The sequence below is a fragment of the Colwellia sp. NW0002-52-1 genome, from assembly GCF_057550865.1.
Genome location: NZ_BAAJLU010000007.1, coordinates 67,655 through 90,241 on the forward strand (window position 1 = coordinate 67,655; position 22,587 = coordinate 90,241).

Sequence of the window (22,587 nt, forward strand, 5' to 3'; positions counted from 1 at the left end):
TACTCCGTTTTCATTGCCACTTAAAGCGATTTTAACATTCGATGTTTATGCCAACTTTCAAGCACTGCGTGAATAAAATGAGTACTTTCCAAAAAAGGGTGGTAGGCGTAATCAAACACACTCAACCGACTATCGCCATACCATTTATAGTGTTTGCCAATACCCCCTCGAGGAATGGTTATCGTCATTCTTTTAACTGATGAAAACAATGCGATATTTGCAGATGTAACGGTATAGTTTCGTTTTACGCCAACAAAAGCAAAACCTTTTTCACCAACAATTTTGATTGGGCATTGAGCAAATAAGTTTTTAATAAAGAAGTAAGTAAAAAAGCACAAAATCAGTTCTGCTACAAAATAATTCGCTATAAATGCAATTAAATCAAATGCATTTAAATTATCAGTCCACATAAGACTTAATTGATTAAAACGCTGAAACTCTGTCTCTCGACTTAAGGCGGCATAAATTAACCATATAAAGACGACGAGTAAAGTAGAAAATACCAGTGTATTGCGTCGATACCAGTAATTTATATCAGCTTGCGTACAAGGTGATATGTAAGATATTTTCCCTATCAGCTTAGCTTTTCGCTTTGCACTTATTTTTATTTTGTCTTTATTTACTGGTTTGTTCATTTGCTATTGGGCATTAAATGCTGTTTATTTTTTGGCTGTTTATTTAAAACCAGGTTGTTCAAATCATGTGCTAGCAAGCTATTTTTTCGTTCAATTTGCACTAATACCTCCCTAATATAATGATCAACAGAAAAACCCTTTGTGAAAACTGAATACCTCAATTACCTGGTTGATGTAAGGCGATCTTATTTAACAATACTGTTGATAGTTATCAATTTTTTCTTTTAGCCGCTGTGCTAAATATTCATTTTTCGTACCTAACGTTTCAAGAATCAATTGCGCCTCGTCACGATAATTCCTTATTTTATCTTTTGTCCAGTGAGCTGGCGGTGGCTGTAAGTTAGTTATTCTATCAGCCATTTTTACCATGCTTATTTCTAAAGGTTGCGCTTTTATACGCGCTAAGCTATCGATCATTTGATCTCGCTTAGTGGCTAAATTAGTGTTTTTGGTTAACGCTAAAACACCTGCAGCAACATATTGATTAAATGCAGTTTCAATATCTTCAAATGTAACTGCAGTGTCTTCAATTGTATCGTGTAATAACGCGCATACCACTGCAAGGTTTTGAAACTTAATCGGTTGGTAATGTAACATTTTATCTATTTGCGGCTGTGCAAGTGCGGATATAACCTCCATGGCAACTAGGCCAACATGGTTGATATATGGAACATCGCTACCAGGTATAAACTGTTTACAATGTGCTTTGCTAGCAAAATTCCACGCTTTTATGCAGGTATCTTGTTGCCATTGTCCATTATCTATTTTGCTCAGATAAATTAATTGTTTATTTAATTCAATTAGAGGCAGTTGATAAATTAACTTGTCACGGTGTAATGCTAAAAACCTGCTTTCATACTGATTACATTGAGGTATATCTGACGGTTTATTTTCTGAGAGTTGAGCGTATACAGCTGAACTATCAGCACTATTATTTGGCTTTTGAAAGGGCAATAATGACTGGCTTTTTGCACCATATTGGTCTAACTCGATTAACAAGTTTTCTACTTGCTCACGTTGTGCAATCAATTGAGTTTTATCAAACTGATAAGGGAAAGTATATTGGTCTAACATACTACCTTTATAAAAATTTTCTGCACGCAAGAAAAAAAAGTAAGTGGTATCGCCTCGTGTAGCTCGCCAAATAATCCAATAACAATCATCAATAAAGCGACTAACGAATTGCTCTTGATGATAAAACTCTCCCGAAAAAAGCGAATTAAACGCTACTTCATCACTTATAAATAATGGCGTTTTTAACCGATCAAAATATAAATACGGATCGCCGCTTTTATTTAACCAATTCTGCAATAGCCAAGCCATACGTTGCTTTAAGCATAGCCAATAGGTTTGGTTATATGACTCTGGTGGTTTGCTTTCAGTAAATAAATGTATATTCATATGTTTAATCACACTGGTTAAGTTTTTATGTATACCGTTTAGACAAAGAAAACGAATCAAAGGCAAGCCCACATGCCATAGCTAATCATTTTTAACTGGTTATAAAAGCTAACAGTAATTGTTTGTGCATCATAATAGCGAATACGCATATTGAAAAATAACTCGCTTTTACAATGAACAAATAAGCCAAGTTCGCTAAGTGTTATAAAACGGTTTACAGCAGTATTAACCACAACAAAGCTATAAAAATTTACGCCGAATATAACGGACCAATTAAAAAATCATGGTGATAAATCAATCAGTTGTGCTAAGGTTGTACAGAATTAAAATAAAATATGCAAGCTGTGGAGTAAAGTGAAAGTAAAATTAAGTATGGGCTTCTTTAGTTGCAGATTAGTGCAAAATAATTGTTTTAATAGCACTAATTTATGCTGTTTTACAGATGCCGTAGTCATATTTAAAGCTGAAATTAGTGAGAGAGTTTCTTTAGCTATTAACGTGCTTTTACTGGCCATTTTCCCTCGTGGGCAAAAAATAAAGTTTTACATGCAAATAAGCACTCCTCCCTTCCTAAAAATAATGAACCTCAAATAACGACAACAGGCTTTTCAATGGCAAACAGTAAAAATTCATCTTTCAAATACCACGCGTTTATCTCATACCGCCATGCAGATAATAAAACACAAGGTAGAAAATGGGCCACATGGTTACATCAAGCCATTGAAACTTATGAAGTGCCGAATGATTTAGTCGGGCAGAAAAATAGCCGAGGAGATACTATTCCCCCTCGTATTTATCCCGTATTTAGAGACGAGCAAGAACTGCCTGCGCATGCCGATTTAGGTACATCAATTGTTAGTGCATTAGAGCAAACAAACTTATTAATTGTTTTATGCTCACCTAGAGCTGTCGCATCAACGTATGTTGCCGACGAAATAGATTATTTCAAAAAATTAGGCAACTCTCAGCACATCATTGCTGCCATGATAGACGGAGAGCCCAATACCAGTTGGGACGAAGGTAAACAAAAGTTAGGCTTTACTAAAGCAGATGAGTGTTTTCCAATTCCTTTACAGTACGAATATGATCAAGAAGGTAATGCTACTGATAAGCACGCGGAGCCAATAGCAGCAGATTTTAGAATAAATAATAATGGTAAACCCGAGCAAGGCTTTACTACGCCGGCCGCTTATCGCGAACATCTAAAAAACAGCACACAGCTTGATAAAAAGTCAATCGCTGCAAAGGTAAATGCCTATCAACAACAACTGCATTTAATGTTGCTTAAAATCATCGCCGGAATTTTAGGTGTTCCTTTAGGTGAACTTACCCAACGTGATAAAGAATATCAATTAGAGCAAGAGCGCTTAAAAGCAAAAAAACTGCGACGTTGGTTAGCCGCTGTTGCAATATTAGCTATTTTGGCTGTTGGGGCTGGTGTGTTTGCTTATTTTCAGAAAGAGGAGGCAATTTTTCAACAACAACTTGCTATAAAAGAAAAAAATGGTGCACTGATTTTACAGAGTGAATTTCTCACTCAAATGTCGAAAAACCAAAGCGAGAAAGGTGAATATGACACAGCGTTGCTATTATCGTTAAATGCTATTCCTGGCCTGTATGGCGGTGATAGGCCTTTGCTCAAAGGCATAGAGTTGTCTTTCCATGAGCCCTTAGAAAAAATCAGTCGGCTTATGAATATTAATTCCAAGTACCCACTGTCGAGACAGTCAGTAAAGTTTGACAAGACCGGTCGCTATGTTGCGATGGTAGATAATCAAACATTAACTATATGGTCACTTGATGATGGCCAGCCTGTAACAAAAATCACCGCTGAATCAAGAATATTAAATTTTGACTTTAGTTACGATAGTCGCTTTATTTTCACAAGTGCAAAGGCAGTAGACGTTTGGTCAGTATTAACAGGAGAACAAGTACAACAGTTTGATTACCCTGATAGGCAATTAGGTCGCGTTGCGTTTCATCCCGTTAAAAATTTGCTGGCTATTACCTCAGTAATGCCCGAAAAAACAATTCCCAAATGGTTACAAACTAACAAAAGCAAAGCTGAGAGCGCCGTTACTAGCTATATAGATGTATTTGACGCTGAGAGCGCAGAAAAAACCACCACTATCAGCATAAAAAATGTTATTCCTATTAAGCCTATTTTCAGCCCTGATGGAACAAAAATACTCAGCGTGGCAGTAAATCACGGCACTTATGTATGGTCATTAGAGACCGGTAAACTCATTCAGCATAAATTTATTAATGATTTTTCTGACATTAATACTAAGCGTAACCGTGGCACTTTAAAAGCACACTTTAGTCCAAACGGAGAAATGATATTTAGTGAAATAGGAAGAAGTAAAGTTGCGATATGGTCAGCGAACACAGGAGAAATACTCCAAACTATTAAAATATCTGAAAAATCGTCTAAGTTGTTAAGTGCTCAGTTCAGTGCAGATAACAAAAAACTGCTAACGCTATCAGCTTATAGTAATCAAGCTTTAGAGTGGTCGATAGCAACTGGAGAAATTTTGCACCGTTATCAACTTAACGAAAGCCACCTTTCTTATGCCAGCTATAGCCCTGGCAGCGACTTGGTTTTAGCTTCGTCTGTCAACAACAAAAAAAGCATACTCTGGTCAGCTCAATCACATGAACTGGTTAAAGTTATAGATCATAGCTTGGAAGCAACAAACTTAATTGACATATTTTCTGCAATTATCGAGGGTAATTTTTTTACCGTCTTTGGCGAGAAAATAGTATCGTGGTCACTAACGAGTAAGGTAAACAGTCCATTATTTTTGAAAAAAGAGTCTTACTTTATCAAGAATATACATTACAGTTTTGATAATGAATTTGTCGTTGTTAGTCAACGTAATGGTAAACATTTTATATGGGATATTAAAAAAAATACCGTAATACACGAATTTGATTTTGGTAAAAACACGCTACAAAGTTATATTTTTCCGAAGCAGAATAAACTGTTAATTACCAGAGAAGTTAACAATTTATTCGAAAGTGAAGCATTGGTTTATGATTTACAAACAGGAGAAAAGCTTGATGAATTTATATTTGAAGGAAAACTCTATCGCGATATTAAATTCTCACCTGATGGCGATAGCATAATTTACGTACTTAAAAAACCGCAAGAACAACAGGCATTTAAAAACGAAGTGTTACAACATAGAAACTTACTAACAGGGGTGACTAAAAGTATAGCTAGAAATAATTTAATACCCTCTTATGAGTTTAACCAAGCAGGCAAAAAGGTATTGTTAGTCTCAACCTTTGACTATTTTTCTTCAGACCTTAAGAAACAAAACTTACCTTCGGAGGTTATATTATTTGACCTTATTTCCGGTAAGCGCGAGGCAACATATCCTGATTTAGTAAACCCCAAAATAGCTATTTTCAGCCCTTTTGACGACAAAATATTAGTGCAACATGATACTAAGAAATTAAGCTTATTCTCTGCTGATTTTGTTGAAAATTTATCGACCCTTTTCTATTCGGATGGACACTGGATAAGAGATTTTATTTTCCATCCAGACGGTAATGGTGCAATTTTTATAGATGGTAACTCTGTCGCTGTTTGGAAATTTAAAGACGCACAACCAAGTATGTTAAAAAAGCATTCATTAGATAGTGTTTTTCTGGTAGATGTTAGCATTTCCAATGATCATCAATATTCATTAACAACATCTAGCGCTGCTAATTCCGATCGTAATACCAGCGTTTTATGGGATGTAAATACCATGGAGAAAATTGAGACTTTTTCACAAGTGACTAAAGATTTACCTTCTAAATTTTCAAATGATAGCAAGAGTATTGTTACTACAGAGTATTTAAGCTCTGACGCTCGCTTTCCCACCGCAAAAGTCACCCCCATTTTCCAAAAAATGCTGAAAAAAACTGATAAAAAAATGGTTAGTATTAAAGACTATGAACAACAAGCAATTAACAGCTTACCAATAAATAGAAGCTGCCTAACGCCAGCAGAAAGAAGAGCATTCTTTTTACCCGCATTATCAGCGCAGCAATGGAAAGTTAGAGGTTGCGCGCACTTTAGCAATGAATAAATTCTGTTTAACTATGTTGATATAAAAATTGAATATTACAAACGTTATTAATAAAGGAAGTTTTAATGAAAGCGAATAGAAATGTATCTGCCCCACTAACTATTAGAGGCATTATCATTTTAGCATTTTTTGTGGTCGCTACGATTACCTTAGGAATTTATGGTTTTAGCTCGGTATATGTTGTTAAAAACAATATCTCTCACCCAGAATTAACCCGTTGGTTTGATGTTTTTTACAGCACATTTAAATTATTTTCTTTAATTTCTTCCCCTGCCGATGAAGCACTAAAACATTGGGCAATTTCAGCAGCAAGGCTTTCTGCGGTTTGCACTGTGTTTTTCTCCATTGCATTTGCAACCTTTTTTGCCGCTGGTAGCTGGTTTAAAAGCAACATATTAGTTAAGTATTACAAAAATCATTACATTATTTTCGGCTTAAATAGCGAGAGCGCCTATTTAATTGATGATTTACTCAATAAAAAAGAAAAAGTCGTTATCGTAGAGAAAAATCATAACAATCCATTAATTACTCAGTATAAACAGAAAAAAGTTACTCTGATACTGGGCGATGCTTCAGATATGGCTATTCAATTAAAAGCAGCTATTTTAAAAGCAAAAGCAATGGTCGCTATAACAGGGTGTGACTTAACTAATTTAGCTATTTTAAAAACGTTAGTCGAATCACCTTATAAACCTGAGCTTCATTGTCATATTGGAATAGACAATGTAATGAGCTACAAACTCTTTGAACCTAGCGCTTTTTATTCAATTGAGAATATTAAAAAACAATCTACGGGCTTGTTAATTAACATATTTAACTTAAGCGAAAAAATAGCTATCGACTTAGTGCAGTCTATGGGATTAGGAGAAAACACAGATACGAGCTCTAATACTAGCGCACCAGTAAGTGTGCTTATTTCAGGTTTTGGTGAAATAGGAGAGTCTATTCTCAGAGAGCTTTTACTTTTGGCTCACTTTTGCAATCATAAAAAAGTCGAGATTACTGTCTTAACAACTCAACCCCATGACTTTTTTATTACTCATCATCAAGTGTTTGAACATTGTAATGGAAAAGGCTTAGATTTATGGGATATTACTTTTTTAGGCTCTGTACAGCAGCTTCAAAATCCGTCTAATTTTAATCATATTATTGTTTGTGATGAAGATGAAAATATCGCCTTAAAAAGCATATTGCGCTTTTATGATATGTGCACCTTGGCGCAGTTAAAAACAACGGATAACACAACCACATTTCATTATTACAACGCCTTAAATCATAATATAGAGCACCAACAAATCAAATCATTCGGCGCCTTAAAGAAAGTATTAAGTTTCAATCAATTATTAGATAGCAACAGCGAAGTACTTGCGCAGCGAAGCCACAACACTTATGCAAAAACAGAACTCGGCTTAAGTGCTTTAACGCCTGAAGCATTATCCGTGCTAATAGAAAAACACGACCAAGATACAGTGGACTCAACTCAGTGGTTACATTGGGTTAACCAACCTCTTTTTAAGCGTAAATCAAACTTTACTGAAAAACGTCATTTTCCCATGAAACTATTAGTTTTAGGTGGTTCAATACCTACGATTACCTTTGATAATTCAGATGCGACAAAACAAGAAGCTTTGGACTATTTGCCGTATTTAAATGAATTTTCAGATCTAAACATGGCTTTAATTCAGCGCTGGATGAAATTTATTAAAAAGCAAACGGGACTCAATAATGAGCAACTCACACATCGAATTCATGCGCTAGCAAAAACTGAACATAATAGATGGAATGCATTTCATATTGTCAATAATTGGCGATATGGAGAATCAAAAAACGAAGCAATGAAAACCCACGATTGCTTATTAAGTTGGTCAGATTTAGAAGAAAAAAGGCCTGATACCATCAAGTATGATTATAAAAATATTTATCATATTGCTGAGTCATTAGCTTTAATTGAACACGAATAATCGATTAGTTTATTGCTTTGAGAGAATAATATGACAATAGATACTGCACAACACGAACCTGTTACCGAGTTGTTAAATAGCTGGATAGTTCATAATGATTTAAAAAGTGCGAATCAGCTGCGAAGTATTATTTACTATCATCTAAAGGGTATAGTTAAAAAGCAAATTACTTATAAAGCTTCATCTCATAGCATATTAGAGCAGCTACCCAACACTACCTCACTTTTGCACGAGGTGCTTGTTCAATTATCTCCTCCCAAAGAAGTTTTTGATAATAGAGAGCAGTTTTTTCTGTCGTTAGCCTCTTTTGTAAGGTGGATGTTGCTCGACGATTTAAAAGCTAAAGGTGCACAAAAAAGGTCGAACAACAGCGAAAATATAGCAAAGTTTATTTCACTATCAGAAGATCCTGAGCCCTATATTATTTTCGATAGTGCATTATCTAAGCTAGCTAAGATCGCTCCTAGATCATACCAAGTTGCTTTACTACATTACTTTTTAGGTTATGATATTGAAGATATTGGCTCTGAGCTGACACTAAAAAAATCAACCATTTATAGTGAACTTTCAGCTGCAAAAGCTTACTTACGCACCCAGTGTTAAACGGATAAAATAAAAATAATAAGAACAACAATGAACTTTGATACTCCACTAGCATTATTTCAACATTTACTGGCAATTGATGAAGATAACATGGCAGTTCAACTATCTATTTTAATGAGTAGTGAACATGAATTTTATACTGAAACAACCGCCTTAATTACCGCGCATGAAGAAAATAAAAAACAAACAACCTTTAAGCAACTCATCGGAAAACAGGCCGAACAACTAGTTGATGACAATATAATTCATGATTTAATCAACACACAAGTTAGCGTATATAAGTTAACTAGAAAATTAGGCCAAGGCGGAATGGGCGCAGTATATCTTGGCGAACGCAATGATGGTCAATTAGCACAAAAAGTTGCAATAAAATTTGTCTATCCTTCTATTGCAGCGTTAGCAGGTGAGGATTTCTTACAAAAAGAAGCACAGCATTTAGCTAACCTAGATCATACAAATATCGCCAAAATATATACGGTTGATAAAACAGAAAACAACCTCCCTTACATGGTGATGGAATATGTTGATGGCATTTCTATTGATCAATTCTGCAACGCAAATGCGCTAAGGTTCCAAGAACGCTTAAAACTCTTTAAGAAAGTCTGTAAGGCTGTACAGTTTGCTCATCAACATATGGTCATTCACGCAGATATTAAACCATCGAATATCCTAGTTGATAAACAAGGTGAACCCAAATTAATGGATTTTGGTATCGCTCAAAATATCAACAGCACAATGAATGGTAATACTTTAAAAAATGAACAAAAATATAACCACCTAAAAGCTTTAAGCAGAGACTACGCTAGCCCTGAACAATTGGCAGGAAATAAGTTATCAACTACGAGTGACGTTTATGCTCTTGGTAAAAACCTCACAGCAATGCTCGGTTCGGATATGGTCATTCCCAATGAAGTTAAGGCAATAATTTCAAAATCAACTGAAAGTGATATCGAAAAGCGATATTCATCTTCTTTCGAGTTATCACAGAGCATCACTAAATTTATTAATAAACAGCCTATTAGCGAATACAGCAATACTTTGATGTACAAAATATCAAAGTTTTTTCAAAGAAATAAACTAGTCTCAAGTATTTCATTATCACTCATTATTACCATTGCTATTAGCTCTTATTCGCTCTATAGCAGCAATACAAAGCTCATTGAGCAAGTTGAAGTAAGCGAAGAAGTTACGTCTTTTTTAACTGATATGTTTGATGCTTCAGATATTGATAAAAACAGCGTATTAACTGTTGAAGAACTTATTGATAACAGTAGTAAGAAAGCACTTGAAAGCGTAAATAAAAGTCCAAAAGTTAAAGCACATTTACTTAAGGCTATTGCTAAGGTTTATCAAGGGCGAGGTTTACTGAAAGAATCCGAAGAGTTATACAATAAAGCGCTTCCGTTATTTGATAAAAATGATGAGTCTTTTTATATTGCGCAAAATGAACTTGCACAAGTTTATATATCTTCAGGCAGAAAAAGTGATGCCAAAACAGCAATTGAAAACAGCATCAATAATGCCAATACCCCAAAAATTATTTATGAAGCTTATAATTTAATGGGATTAGCATTGCACTCAGGTGGCACTTATCAAGAAAGCAGACGTTTTTATCAAAAATCTCTCAGTGGATATAAATCATTGTTACTAATCGATAATTTTATGGTGGCAACGGTGCTTGGTAACTTAGGTAGTTCATTCATGATGGAAGGAAAAAATGAAGAAGCACTTGAATATTTTGCAAAAGCAGTTGATTTAGACATTCGTATGTATGGGGATGTCAGTCATCCACGAACAGCATTACATTTACAACAGTTTGGAGCTGTGCAAGCTGGGCTTGGTAACTTCGCCATGGGTTTAACAAACTTAAAGAAAGCCGCTGAAATGTTTCAGGAAATTTCACCTGAAGGTCACCCAAGAGTTCATGCAACTTACAACAATATTGCCACCATTTATGGGCGAGATTTAAAAAAGCCTAAACAAGCATTGGAGTATTCAATGATGGCACTGAACTCGTTAAAAGGAGAAGACCTTAAAGACTCTATTGCATTGGCAGTGATTTATCATAATATCGCTGCAAACAATAGAGATATTGGCGAATATAAAACCTCTATTGAGTGGCACAAAAAATCATTAAAGACAACAGAAAACCTAAACATTCAAGGATATATCAGAGCTGTACAATTAGGAGGATATGGTGAAACCCTAGTAAAAGTTGAAGATAACGCGAATGCTCTTAACTACTTGAACCAGGCCATAGCAATGTTAAAAGTGTCTGCTCCTACCAACCAATATCTGGCAAGGTTTGAAAAACTTGTGAACAAACTTTCATCTATCGAGAGTAGTGCTTAGCGTTGTACCACAACACATACTCCGAAAGGGGAAATACGTTAATTAGCAGCAGCCTTCTCACACAAGGTTACTGCTAATTAACAAACTCGCTATAACAATAATTAGCAACTTCACTTTTGACTACGAATAATACTTATACCTTATATGACCACAACCATCACGATACCAAGGAGTATTTTTCTAATAAATAGCCTAATGACTACCTGATAAACATCCTACAAGGTAGAAGGTGGCCACTCATATGATGGTTACTTCAGGTGTTTGACTCCCCCGTATATGCATTTGAAATAACAATCTGCCTATAGCTAAAGCCTTTTTTATTTCTTACAGCCCCTTTTTATTCGATGCTGTATGATTGGGCGAATAAGTACTGAATTGCATTTTCATAGCCTCTGAAGGTGTATTTCCTTGATATCGCTTAAATGTGGTTGAAAATATTTTATGCTCACCAAATGCCAACATTTCAGACACTTTTGAAGGCTTAACCCCTTGTTTAAGTAACTGTTTAGCCCTTTCAATTCGATAATTTGCTAAATACTGACTCGGACTTTGGTTGACATAGGTTATACACCAGCGGCGAAAGGTAGCCACATTTACCTTAAAAATATCAGCGATGTCAGTAACCCGAATATCCCCTCTTTCCTCGCCAATCAAAGGTTGCTTATCAGCAATAAGTCGTTCCATTGCATGCTTAACTCTTATTTCAAATAGCTCGGGGGTAAATGGTTTAGGTTTTGCCATCATCTCAGTCAGTTAAAAAAGTGATGGTTTAATTTGGCAAACGCCTTAGCGATTCACTAGCTAAGAAAAACGCACCAATTTTTCCAAAAAATAAATTATTTTTTAATGCGCGATTAAAGGAAGGTTTATTTTTTATCTTGATGTTTTAATAGAAGAAAAATTCATCAGTTCAGGTGAGTAATTAAAATATAAATCAGACAAGGAACCTATCGTAATGATAAAAAAACTAGCCCCACTTATAGCAACCTTATGGTTGACTGCTTGTGGTGAACCTGAAATCCCTGAAAGTTATGGTGTATATGCTCGCCTAACAAATGGCGATTTAGTACAGCTTGATAGAGAAGGAGAGATTCAAAATACGAAAATGGTGTTTTTTGGCAATAGCTCAAGTATTAGTATGAGCGAAGCAATAAATGCCCCGCGATTTAATTATATCTTACGTAAGCCTAATACAACTATCGAAATGGATGAAGTTGAAGGCTTTATTGTTTTCGGTGAAAAGCAGCCAGACAAAAACGTAAGAATAAAATACTTTGCTGATGCAATGTCATTTAACGGTAAGTTTTTTGATAATAATGGTAAAGGAGCTGTAAACGAAGCAACATACCTTGACCAAGGTTGGTCTTGCGCTCAAGCGGATGGTATGAGCTACAAAAAACTTCAAGAGAACATGTACCTATTTGCCCTGCCTGATACAGAAAAGGAAGCGTATAAATTTTGTCAGTTGGCATCGTATAAAGAAGCAGGTAAAGGCAGCAGAAAATCACCGCACGTTGCAGTTGATTTTTACGGCTGGTACTACGATGGCGCTTACTGGACGTTCAATGTTGCAGAAGAAGATAGTGATGGTAAAGAGAAAGAGCTAACAAGAAAGCAAGCCATCAAAGATCGTATTGCTGAATCTCTAGCTAAAAAGAAAGCAGAAGAAGTTGCTAAAAAGAAAAAAAGAGCAGAGCAAATTAAGTCTTACGAAAGCGCCCCCGTTGTTAAAGATTTAAAGTATTTTTCTGAGATTGATAATATCTTTGCTTATACCGCCCAAAATGGTGATGGAGAAGGGTTTTCCTTATCAGCTGAATATATATGCTTAGGAGCTTTTTGTTCAAGGTTAGTTTATAAAGGCATTAATGAATTTGCTTTAGATGATTTATTGAAAAAGCATAAAGCAAAAGTTACTGAGTTTAAGAAAACTTACTCCCAAAAAGAGCTTTTAGATTCGCAAGTTAAAGTCAAAGACTTAAATATACCCGCATCATTTAATAAAAAAGGCTGGTTAAGAGTTGCTCATTCAGATACACGGGAACATATTGAACCTCTGTTTGGTCTTTATACCATTTCAACAAAACTGGCCGTAAATATCGCATCAAAAGAAATAACCCCTCATTTGAAAAACCAAGACCAAAGGTTCGCTTTTGGCACAGAACTAATCGCTGAAGGCTATAACTCCTATCGTGATAGAGGAGGTATGTCTTTTAAATTAGATATCAGCGAAGCACTAATAACGGCGATAGGAAAGAAAACCGCGGGTAAACCTAGTATCGAAGAGGTGACCTTAAAATACTTAAAAACAGACGACCTGCATAGAGGAACAGGAACTAGAAGCCTATTCTTTGTTTCTAGCTTTAAGCTCAAAGGAATTGAAGGTCGATTTATCATATCAGACTCTAAGGATAACAAGTATATCCCTCATGTCTATGAAGCACTAAACATCAAACTAAAAAACAAATAACTTGAGGGTATCCTTATGAAAACGAATAAATTCTTAATATTGGTAGTGCTGTCTTTGTTGGCTACTGGCTGCAAAAGCACGTCAGAATTACTTAATAGCGCTACAGCAGGCTTAAAAAGTGTTATGCCAGGCAATGGTATTCATGGTTTAGCGGCCAAAGGAGATATTAATGGCATAAAAGCGCTTGTTGCAGAAAAAGGTAATGATGTTATCAACAGTAGAAACGATATTGGTAATACACCTTTAATGATGGCTGCTTTCAAAGGGCAAGACAAAACAATTGAATACTTACTAAAAAATGGCGCAAAAATTAGTTTAAAGAATAAAGATGGAGAAACTGCTTTTCATGCAGCAGCTCAAGGTAATCAACCTGGCACCTTTAGGTTTTTAAAAATAGCTACGCCTAAGTTGGCAAGCAAGGCTGACTATAACCAAATTACGCCCTATATGAGAGCAGCGTATAGCGGCATTAGCTATGAGTTTTTTCATGATTTAACAGATAAAGTATTCTTTGCCAAAGATGCTGATGGTAGTGATTTGTTAAGTTGGGCGGTGGGCGGTGGTAACACATCGGTCACTAAATATTATGGCCAACGTGCAGGTAAAAACTTGAACATAGATAAGTTAAGAGCAGCACATTTAGAGAACTTTGATAAGCCTCAAAGTACTCAGAGTTTGATATTGTTAGCTAATATGTATTGTGACTACGCATGGAGTAATAAGCAATTCAAACCACAAAGCTCTGATTATTTGAAGTTTGGTCGTTACTGTAAATTTAATTGGGATGACTTCATAAAAGAACGAAATGGTTAATTTTTGTAAAATTAGCTTAAGTGAGAGCTGGTAAACAAACTAGCTCTTTTCTCTATCTTAAATTCAGCCTCAGAAAAATTATGCTATGAAATTATTACTTTCCTTTTTAGCACTGTCGTTATTTTCATCACATTTATTAGCAAAAACACTAATAGATAATAAGAATGACTTAAAGCGCCTTATCGTAAACCAGCGCCTCACCTCAAATTTAGAACATTTTTATTTTATGGAAGATGGTACGCTGCTTTATCAAGAGTTAGATAACGAAAATTTCACTAGTGGTCTTTGGTTTATTAAACAAGCAACTTTCAATTACGACAGTCCTTCTCCTTATCAAGATTTTGAACCTACCAAACAAGAACTCAAGGGAAAGCCAGTTATTTGTATTGCTGTTAATGTAACGTCTAAAGAAGAGTTCAGTTGGTTACCATGCACACGGTTATATCAAGAAGAAGGGAATTTATACCTTGCTCATCAAACGCAATGCAACTTAGATGACCCCGTTGAGAATGAGGTGATTCATTGCAACTGGACACGGCGTGTTTTTTTCTCTTATCGTTTAAACGCTATTGAAGAGTAGAAATTTTTAATGCTTAAACATTACGTCTATATTTTGGCTTTGATCTTACTTTTATCGCCAACAACTCCCTACGCGAAAAAACTTAATTTAGCTGAAGTAAAAGCCAAGTTAACTAAAATAAAAAGTAATTCTCCTCATACCTTGTGTATAAAGCAACAGAAAGTTGAGTCTTGTGTTGACCTCATCATTGGAAATGACAAAGACATATATTTCAACGAAATCACCAAAAACCTAAACCTTAAAAAGCAAATGGCATTGTCTAACTACCTCATTGAGTATGTATTAAAAGACAAAGAGATTTTGACCGATGAACGGTTAACTAATAATGAAAAAAATAGCCTTCATGCACTACATTTTGAGAGAAATGAATACGGATTGGTTGAACGTATTCCTAAAAGACTACTTGATAAGGTGTATTCATTAAATTTAAAAAGTTCGAATTTCTTTAAGTACATATCAACACCTAAATATCATCGAAAATCAACGTTTTTAATAAAATCAGCAATGCAAAAAGACAATACTGAAAATGAAGTATTTGGAACACTTATCGCTAAAACTTACTATAAAAATAGAGTAAATAATATTTCATCCCTACCTGTTTTTTTCGATAAAGTACTGTCGATGTGTACCTTGTGTGATCGCCGCGAATATATATCTAAATTTCACAAGTTACCTGGTTATGGTAAAAATATTGTTGCTGGCTTACCCCGAACATCAATTGAATACAAATACATCTTCAAGCCTAGTATTAGTGCAGGTTGGGTGAATAAATCACTATCAAATCGCTATCAAAAATTGCTAGTAACTAATGTCAGTGAAATTCCTTATTTTATCGATAGCGTGTTAAGTACTTGTTCAAACTGTGATAAACCTAGCACATATAGAAACCTAGTGAAAACAAACGGATTTGGTAGTAAAGCGAGAAGCTTTTTCGAATCGATTGAATATAATTATGTGTTGAAACATTTTCCCTATCATGAAATTGTTGAAAAATACTTTGATTATGCCGTTAGCTTTGAAAGTGACTTACCTAAATTCTTTAACACCGTGCTTGCAAAATGCCAACAGCGTTGTGATAGCCAGGCTTATTATAAGAAAATACTTCAACTACCAAAACTCAACTTAAACCTCGACATAGAAAAATTTCGAAATCGCCTTATATATCAATATGTCGTTAAACATTTGCCCTATAACATCAGTGCATATTCATCAGAAAATACATTTAGCTTAAGACTTTCTGCTGGTGGGCAATCGTTCCGTACTTCATTTAGTGGCATTTGTGAGTATAACTATGCAACCTCAAGCCGAGATAGTGCCTCTTTCTTTCAAGCAATGAGGGGAGCGTCTGAAGCAATTAATCATTACGATGTTTATAGTTGCAAATTACCTCAAACTGCTATTAACCGAATAGAAAAATTCACTCAGGTTATGAACTCACAAAGTGATTTTAATAAAATTGTCTCTCGAACTAATTGGTCACGCTCTGAGTTTAAATATGCCACATTAATTTATCCAGAGCCTTCTCAAATTGGAACAAATAGCTATAGTGATGCGCCAAGCAGGTCATCATCAAGTACCTCTACAGCTAGCTCATCGAACACCTCAAATTCAACGAGTAAAACACCTACCAACAAGCGTGAGATAAAAAGAATTGTGAGTAACGGGCGTGTCAGCAATGTTCCATCATTTAGAGTAGAGTGTACTGGTGGGAGTGATCACGTCATCTACCATAAAAACGGCACTTGGTATCATGGCTTTTTAGGGAAAATGGGCAATAAATTTAATACTTGGAATAAAGAACGTGTTGGCGCCTATTTGTGTAAATAAGAATGGGAAGAATAGAATATAAAATCAATTTAATCACGTGAAAGGCAAAGGTTCTACTTTTTGTGATTATGGACTATTTCACTGTTAATCTACTTCTGATCTCCATTAAAAATGGGGTGATTACTCTACAGGAACATGCTCTTCCCGAAACAGTAACCCCCTGAACAAAATACTAAATCTTACAATTTTTATGAGTATATACAGTAAAAATATTATTCTATGTTTTGGATCTGCTCTCTCATCTGTTCAATTAACACCTTTAACTCTACCGCTGAATTAGTAATATCAGCATTGATAGATTTAGAGCCTAAGGTATTCGCTTCGCGATTAAACTCTTGCATCATAAAATCTAAGCGACGACCTTGTGCTCCGCCCTTTTTCAAAATGCTGCGAGTTTCTTTTACGTGGCTAAACAGACGGTCAATTTCTTCATCAACATCCATTTTTTGTGCGAGTAAGACTAACTCTTGCTCTACGCGTGACGATTCTAGTTCGATGTTAGCATCAGCAAACTTGTCGGTAATGCGTTTACGTTGCCATTGAATAATTTCAGGCATGTGGCCTTTAACAATTTCGGCTTGTTCGATAATGCCGTCTAAACGCTGTTCGATTAGTGTTTTCATATTGCCGCCTTCATCAGCGCGGGCAACTATAAAGTCTTTTAATGCTTGGTCGAAACCGGCAAGAATTTCAGCTTGAATGGCATTCATGTCTGACTCTTCAGCTTCCATAACACCAGGCCAGCGCATGATTTCTAGTGGGTTAATTTGGCTATTTAGCGTTTGTTCATTGATCCAGTTTGCATGCTTAAGTAAATTCTCTGCAAGCGCTGTATTCATCGATAAATTGCTTTTTTCACCTGGGTTAGCATTGAAGCGCAAATTACATTCAACTTTTCCGCGATTTAGTTGCTTACGAAAGCGCTCGCGCAATACTGGCTCTATGCTTCTAAATTGCTCAGGCAAACGAAAATAAGTTTCGAGAAAACGTTGATTTACAGAGCGAATTTCCCAAACCGCATTGCCCCACTCGCCTTTTACTTCATGGCGCGCAAATGCTGTCATGCTGTGGATCATAGAATTACCTAAAGAGTTAAAATTAATATTGTGATGAATTATGCCCTAGCTGATACTTGGTATCTACACTAATAGCGTGGAAATGGCGAGATTATGCAGCGATAATCCCGCTATATAAGATATTAAGCGTTTGCTTGTTGCCAACGTGCTTGAATATGATCTGCCACTCGAAATGCATTTGCATAGATGGTAAATGTATACGGTACACTGCCACCGGTTGGCATAAATGACGCATCGGTAACAAATAAGTTGTCAACTTCATGGGTTTGACAATTTTTATTCAGTACTGAGGTTTTAGGGTTATCGCCAAAACGACAACCGCCAGCCATTAAATTTGATGCTGGCGAACTGCTGATTGAAGATCTTATGTTGGTTGCGCCCATTTCACTTAACAGTTTTTCTGCTTTTTCAGCTAAGTATTCACCTACATCTAAATCATGGTTGTGCGCGCCAATACGTATTTTAGCCACTTGGTCTCCCCACTTGTCGGTAACTTCTTCATCTAAATCAACAAAACAATTATCGTTGGGTAGCCAATCGTTAAATACTTCAAAGCGTAATGTTTTATAGGTAGTAAATTCAGCTTTCATGCTTTGTTTAAGCTCTTCACCCCAAATTAACTGTTCGCTACCTTGGTTTTCGTCGTATTGCCATTTTGTGCTTTGCGCACGGGCAATTGGGTTTTGATAAAACAAGAAGTCTATCGTGCCGCCTTTGGCTTTACCGTTACGATTAACACCAGTAAAGGCTTTATCGTCAATTTGATACCAATCTTGCAAAGCACGGTTTATAAAGGGCCCTACTTGGGTTAATTGTGCTTTTTTCTCGGCCGTTAAATCTTTATAGAAAAAATCTCCTCGGCCAGTGCCACCGCCACTAAAGATTAAATTTTTGCCCACATTGCCCGAATTATTGGCTAGGCCATTAGGGAACTTTTCACCTTTCGATGCTAATAATAAACGTGATGTTTCTACCGCTTGGCAAGCCACTACGTAATATTTGGCTTGAACCACTTTTTTACGCCCCGCTTTGTCATAGAAATGCACACCAGATATTTCACCTTGGCTATCTGTGGCAATGTTGTAAACTTTTGCATGGGGTGTAATGGTGCAATTACCGGTAGCTACTGCATGGTTTAGTAGGGCTGCCCTGCCACTACCTTTTGCGCCTGACGAACAGCCATAACTACTGCAATATCCTGAATATTCGCAACTATTTCTGCCCATTGCCGGTTGCGACAATATTGCTCTAGGCACAGGTACGGCGTGATACCCGATATTTTCTGCACTTTCATCTATCCAAGAAGATATAGCGTGTTCAGCAACCGGAGGATAAGGAAAATCTGTTGAGCGAGGTTCTTGATGTGGATGCTTTGTAACTCGACCTGAAACACCAACCACTTTTTCTACTTGGGCATAGTAAGGCTCTAGTTCTTCGTAACTTAACGGCCAATCTTCGATATTTGCTCCGTCAATTGCGCCGAACTCAGTTTTTAAGCGAAAATCTACTGGCTTTAAACGATGAAAATAGCCACTCATAAAATTTGATGAGCCACCAACTACAGTGCCATTCCAAAAGCTCCAACCTGACTCACTTGTTGCCTCGCCTTGCCAAAAGCTTTCGCCAGCTTCGTTTTCGTATTCTTCTTCAATAACGTGCTGTTCGTCTTCAAGCTTAGGGTTGTATACATCGCGTAAGCTAATGGCTAATTCGTCTTTGTAAAATTCTTTTTCGGTTAACCAAGCGCCTTTTTCTAGTACTAAAACCTTGGCACCTGCATTTGCTAAGGTATAAGCCACGGGTGATGCGCCTGCGCCACTGCCTACGATACAAATATCATATTTCATGCTTTTCTAGTTCCTATTTGCGAGCGAATATAGTGTTGGTGGCTTACCACTGTGGTAGCTTTATTTTCAGAAGTTACTTTATTTGCCGATGTAGCATTACCATTGATAACAATAGCTTGCTGTCCCGGCAATTCGTAATATCGTTTACCCATGGGCGGTAACGGGAAACCTGCTTGGTGCTCTAACCATTGCCAGCCTATACCATCAGGATTGCCGCCGTAACTTGGCGGTGAAAGCATGGCTTCGAAAATATAGCCCACTAAGTTGCTTAACCAATTCTCTCCTGCACGCGACTTACTTATTGCTCGCAATATTGTTTCTTTTTCTTGCATTGTCAGCATAACAAAGTTTTTTTGTAGTTGGCTTTGACTAAAACCATTTAACCAACCTACACCTTTGTAGATAAATTCAATTTCGGCGTTATCAGTGGGTTGTTGATAAACAACATTGTATAAATACTGCGTTGCTTGAATTTCTTTGGCACTTGGACCGGTTGGCGACTCAGGCAACAAGTGTGCAAGTACGGCGTTGAGCGTTAACCAAGGATCGGTTTGCAATACTTTTGTTAATTGCTCATTTGCCAGTGCTGACCAAGCATTTAATGGCATGGCGGCAATCATAGTAGCGCCAGCGGCAGACTTTAATGCACTACGGCGTGACACTTTTTTTTGTAACCATGTTGGTGTTGGAAAGCTTTCGTCAAAAAATGAGGTTATTTGCGATATCGCTTTATTCGCTATTTTTTTTCGAAGCTGAACTTTAGCCGTTTGTATTGGTTTCATGCGTGTTGTCCTTATTATTTTTAACCTGCCACTTCTCTAAAAAGCTCAACCAATATTCAGCAGAGTATTCTAGATCATCAAGTAGTTCGGCAGTATCTTTCGACAGTAACATTTGGCCTGTATTAGTTGATACATACATATGAGGGTAACCTTGCACTGGCGGCAATGATTTCATGAAGGCTTCGTTTTCATTAGTGTCACTGACGTTAATTTTCAACAATACGTAGTTGTTATGTAAGGCTTGATAAATATTAGGATTTTTTTCTAAAAACGCATCCATTTTATGACACCACGTACACCAGTTACCGCCAATTTCAATTAATACATTTCGTTGAGTTTGCTGGGCTAACATAATAGCCGCTTGCGCATCTTTAAAAGGGTCGCGCTTGTCGTCATAAACTTTGCTGTACAAAGGCAAGTTATTTGTAAACAAGCTAGTAACTTGGCTCGTTGGTTCTTGCGCATTGGCTAACTTAGCCATAAATACACTGGATAAAAATAAGATAATAAACAACTGAAATTTCATACACACTCTCAATTTCGATAAAATTTTAGGGTAATAACAATAAACGCTTAATAGTATGACCTTAGTTTAATTAACTATATTTCAAAATACTTGTTAGGTCATTATGTCAAATTGCCAGTCGAACGATTATAATGCGCAGCAATTATACTACGATAGGAAATGTAACATGCGTCCAAGCGGCAGAACTTTAGGGCAAATTCGTCCTGTAACTATTACTCGTCAATTTACAGCTCATGCAGAAGGCTCAGTACTTATTGAGTTTGGTGACACCAAAGTTATTTGTACCGCAACAGTTGAAACGGGTGTTCCACGTTTTCTTAAAGGCCAAGGTAAAGGCTGGATCACTGCTGAATATGGCATGTTACCTCGCTCTACTCACACGCGTATGCGTCGTGAAGCTGCCAATGGCAAACAAAGTGGTAGAACATTAGAAATCTCTCGTTTAATTGCTCGCTCTTTGCGTGCAGCAGTTGATTTAGTCGCTTTAGGTGAAAACACCATTACTGTTGATTGCGATGTTATTCAAGCTGACGGTGGTACTCGCACCGCTTCAATTACTGGCGCTTGTGTTGCTTTAGTCGATGCCCTAAACCACATGCGCGCAAAAGGTATTATTAATAGTAACCCACTTAAGCACATGATTGCTGCTGTTTCTGTAGGCATCTACCAAGGTGAAGCTGTTTCTGATTTAGATTACGTTGAAGATTCTGCAGCCGATACCGACATGAATGTGGTAATGACAGAAACAGGTAAGTTAATTGAAGTGCAAGGTACAGCAGAAGAAGAGCCTTTTAGCTTCGACGAAATGCAAGCCATGTTAGCATTAGCTAAAAACAGTATTAACGAGTTATTCGACATACAAAAATCCGCTTTAAACTAAACAATTTAGGAGCTGAAAATGAAAGATTATCAACGCGAATTTATTGAATTTGCTTTAGCTAAACAAGTATTACGTTTTGGCGAGTTTACATTAAAGTCAGGTAGAACAAGCCCGTACTTCTTTAATGCTGGTCTATTTAATACAGGTCGTGACTTAGCCCGTTTAGGGCGTTTTTACGCTGCGGCATTACAAGATTCAAACATTGAATATAATTTATTGTTTGGCCCAGCATATAAAGGTATTCCGATTGCCACAACCACAGCAGTAGCACTTGCCGATAGTTACGATATCGACATGCCTTATTGTTTCAACCGTAAAGAAGCAAAAAAACACGGTGAAGGCGGTAGTCTAGTAGGCTCGGCCCTCGAAGGTAAAGTAATGCTGGTTGATGATGTAATCACTGCAGGAACGGCCATTCGTGAGTCTATGGAAATTATTCAAGCACACGGCGCTGAGTTATCAGGTGTATTAATTGCTTTAGACCGACAAGAAAAAGGTCAAGCTGAACTTTCTGCTATTCAAGAAGTAGAGCGCGACTTTAATACCAAAGTAATTTCTATCGTGACGCTAGCAGACGTGATCAGCTACTTGGAAGAGCAACCTGACATGGTTGATAGTTTGGTGAGTATCAGAAAATATCGTGAGAATTTTGGTATTTAAATAACTTTAATAGCCAAGACAAACGTATGAAACAAAAAAGCCTGCATTTGCAGGCTTTTTATTTATTGAAACTGGTATCTAAAGCCAATTTT

17 protein-coding genes are annotated in these 22,587 nt (G+C 36.6%); 10 read left to right on the top strand and 7 right to left on the bottom strand.

The window, feature by feature from the left end:
* Positions 1–20 precede the first annotated feature (20 nt).
* The gene (locus AC27H3_RS08965) at positions 21–635 is read right to left on the bottom strand and encodes a hypothetical protein (RefSeq protein ID WP_487105487.1); all 615 of its coding nucleotides are present in this window, start codon (positions 633–635) and stop codon (positions 21–23) included.
* 189 nt (positions 636–824) lie between these two features.
* On the bottom strand, positions 825–2,036 hold the full coding sequence (locus AC27H3_RS08970) for an HD domain-containing protein (protein WP_487105489.1): 1,212 nt from the start codon (positions 2,034–2,036) through the stop codon (positions 825–827).
* A gap of 611 nt (positions 2,037–2,647) precedes the next feature.
* Between AC27H3_RS08970 and AC27H3_RS08975 the strand changes: the two genes are divergently transcribed.
* From AC27H3_RS08975 to AC27H3_RS08990, 4 genes are all read left to right on the top strand, one after another.
* Positions 2,648–6,118, top strand: a complete 3,471-nt coding sequence (locus tag AC27H3_RS08975; protein WP_487105491.1) for a TIR domain-containing protein — start codon at positions 2,648–2,650, stop codon at positions 6,116–6,118.
* 65 nt (positions 6,119–6,183) lie between these two features.
* Entirely contained in the window at positions 6,184–8,079 is a 1,896-nt protein-coding gene (locus AC27H3_RS08980; RefSeq protein WP_487105493.1) for an NAD-binding protein, read from the top strand.
* 30 nt (positions 8,080–8,109) lie between these two features.
* Complete coding sequence (locus AC27H3_RS08985) at positions 8,110–8,682, top strand: RNA polymerase sigma factor (protein ID WP_085303254.1); 573 nt, start codon at positions 8,110–8,112, stop codon at positions 8,680–8,682.
* Between the two features lie 30 nt (positions 8,683–8,712).
* Positions 8,713–11,034, top strand: a complete 2,322-nt coding sequence (locus tag AC27H3_RS08990; RefSeq protein WP_487105495.1) for a protein kinase domain-containing protein — start codon at positions 8,713–8,715, stop codon at positions 11,032–11,034.
* Positions 11,035–11,358: 324 nt separating this feature from the next.
* Here AC27H3_RS08990 and AC27H3_RS08995 read toward each other — a convergent pair whose 3' ends face one another.
* Positions 11,359–11,775, bottom strand: a complete 417-nt coding sequence (locus tag AC27H3_RS08995) for a helix-turn-helix transcriptional regulator (protein WP_487105497.1) — start codon at positions 11,773–11,775, stop codon at positions 11,359–11,361.
* Between the two features lie 214 nt (positions 11,776–11,989).
* Between AC27H3_RS08995 and AC27H3_RS09000 the strand changes: the two genes are divergently transcribed.
* The 4 genes from AC27H3_RS09000 to AC27H3_RS09015 all read left to right on the top strand — a co-directional run bounded on the left by AC27H3_RS09000 (position 11,990) and on the right by AC27H3_RS09015 (position 16,724).
* Positions 11,990–13,504, top strand: a complete 1,515-nt coding sequence (locus AC27H3_RS09000; protein WP_487105499.1) for a hypothetical protein — start codon at positions 11,990–11,992, stop codon at positions 13,502–13,504.
* Positions 13,505–13,519: 15 nt separating this feature from the next.
* Positions 13,520–14,317 carry an ankyrin repeat domain-containing protein gene (locus tag AC27H3_RS09005; protein WP_487105501.1) on the top strand — a complete coding sequence of 266 codons (798 nt, stop codon included), beginning with the start codon at positions 13,520–13,522 and terminating at the stop codon, positions 14,315–14,317.
* Between the two features lie 85 nt (positions 14,318–14,402).
* Positions 14,403–14,897, top strand: coding sequence for a hypothetical protein (locus tag AC27H3_RS09010; RefSeq protein WP_085303242.1), 495 nt, complete (start codon positions 14,403–14,405; stop codon positions 14,895–14,897).
* Positions 14,898–14,906: 9 nt separating this feature from the next.
* A complete protein-coding gene (locus tag AC27H3_RS09015) occupies positions 14,907–16,724 on the top strand; it encodes a hypothetical protein (protein ID WP_487105503.1) in 1,818 nt (605 codons plus the stop codon).
* Between the two features lie 212 nt (positions 16,725–16,936).
* Here AC27H3_RS09015 and AC27H3_RS09020 read toward each other — a convergent pair whose 3' ends face one another.
* The 4 genes from AC27H3_RS09020 to AC27H3_RS09035 form a co-directional block, all read right to left on the bottom strand.
* Positions 16,937–17,800, bottom strand: a complete 864-nt coding sequence (locus tag AC27H3_RS09020; RefSeq protein WP_487105505.1) for a YicC/YloC family endoribonuclease — start codon at positions 17,798–17,800, stop codon at positions 16,937–16,939.
* 122 nt (positions 17,801–17,922) lie between these two features.
* Complete coding sequence (locus AC27H3_RS09025) at positions 17,923–19,647, bottom strand: GMC family oxidoreductase (RefSeq protein ID WP_487105507.1); 1,725 nt, start codon at positions 19,645–19,647, stop codon at positions 17,923–17,925.
* Complete coding sequence (locus tag AC27H3_RS09030; protein ID WP_487105509.1) at positions 19,644–20,429, bottom strand: gluconate 2-dehydrogenase subunit 3 family protein; 786 nt, start codon at positions 20,427–20,429, stop codon at positions 19,644–19,646. The genes AC27H3_RS09025 and AC27H3_RS09030 overlap by 4 nt, the downstream gene beginning before the upstream one ends.
* Positions 20,407–20,955: a thioredoxin family protein gene (locus AC27H3_RS09035; RefSeq protein WP_487105511.1), complete on the bottom strand. Its 549-nt coding sequence runs from the start codon at positions 20,953–20,955 to the stop codon at positions 20,407–20,409. The genes AC27H3_RS09030 and AC27H3_RS09035 overlap by 23 nt, the downstream gene beginning before the upstream one ends.
* 166 nt (positions 20,956–21,121) lie before the next feature.
* Here AC27H3_RS09035 and rph point away from each other — a divergent pair, with 166 nt between their 5' ends.
* Complete coding sequence (gene rph, locus AC27H3_RS09040; protein ID WP_487105513.1) at positions 21,122–21,835, top strand: ribonuclease PH; 714 nt, start codon at positions 21,122–21,124, stop codon at positions 21,833–21,835.
* An 18-nt stretch (positions 21,836–21,853) separates the two neighbouring features.
* The gene (pyrE, locus tag AC27H3_RS09045; RefSeq protein ID WP_487105515.1) at positions 21,854–22,495 is read left to right on the top strand and encodes an orotate phosphoribosyltransferase; all 642 of its coding nucleotides are present in this window, start codon (positions 21,854–21,856) and stop codon (positions 22,493–22,495) included.
* The last annotated feature ends 92 nt before the right edge of the window (positions 22,496–22,587 follow it).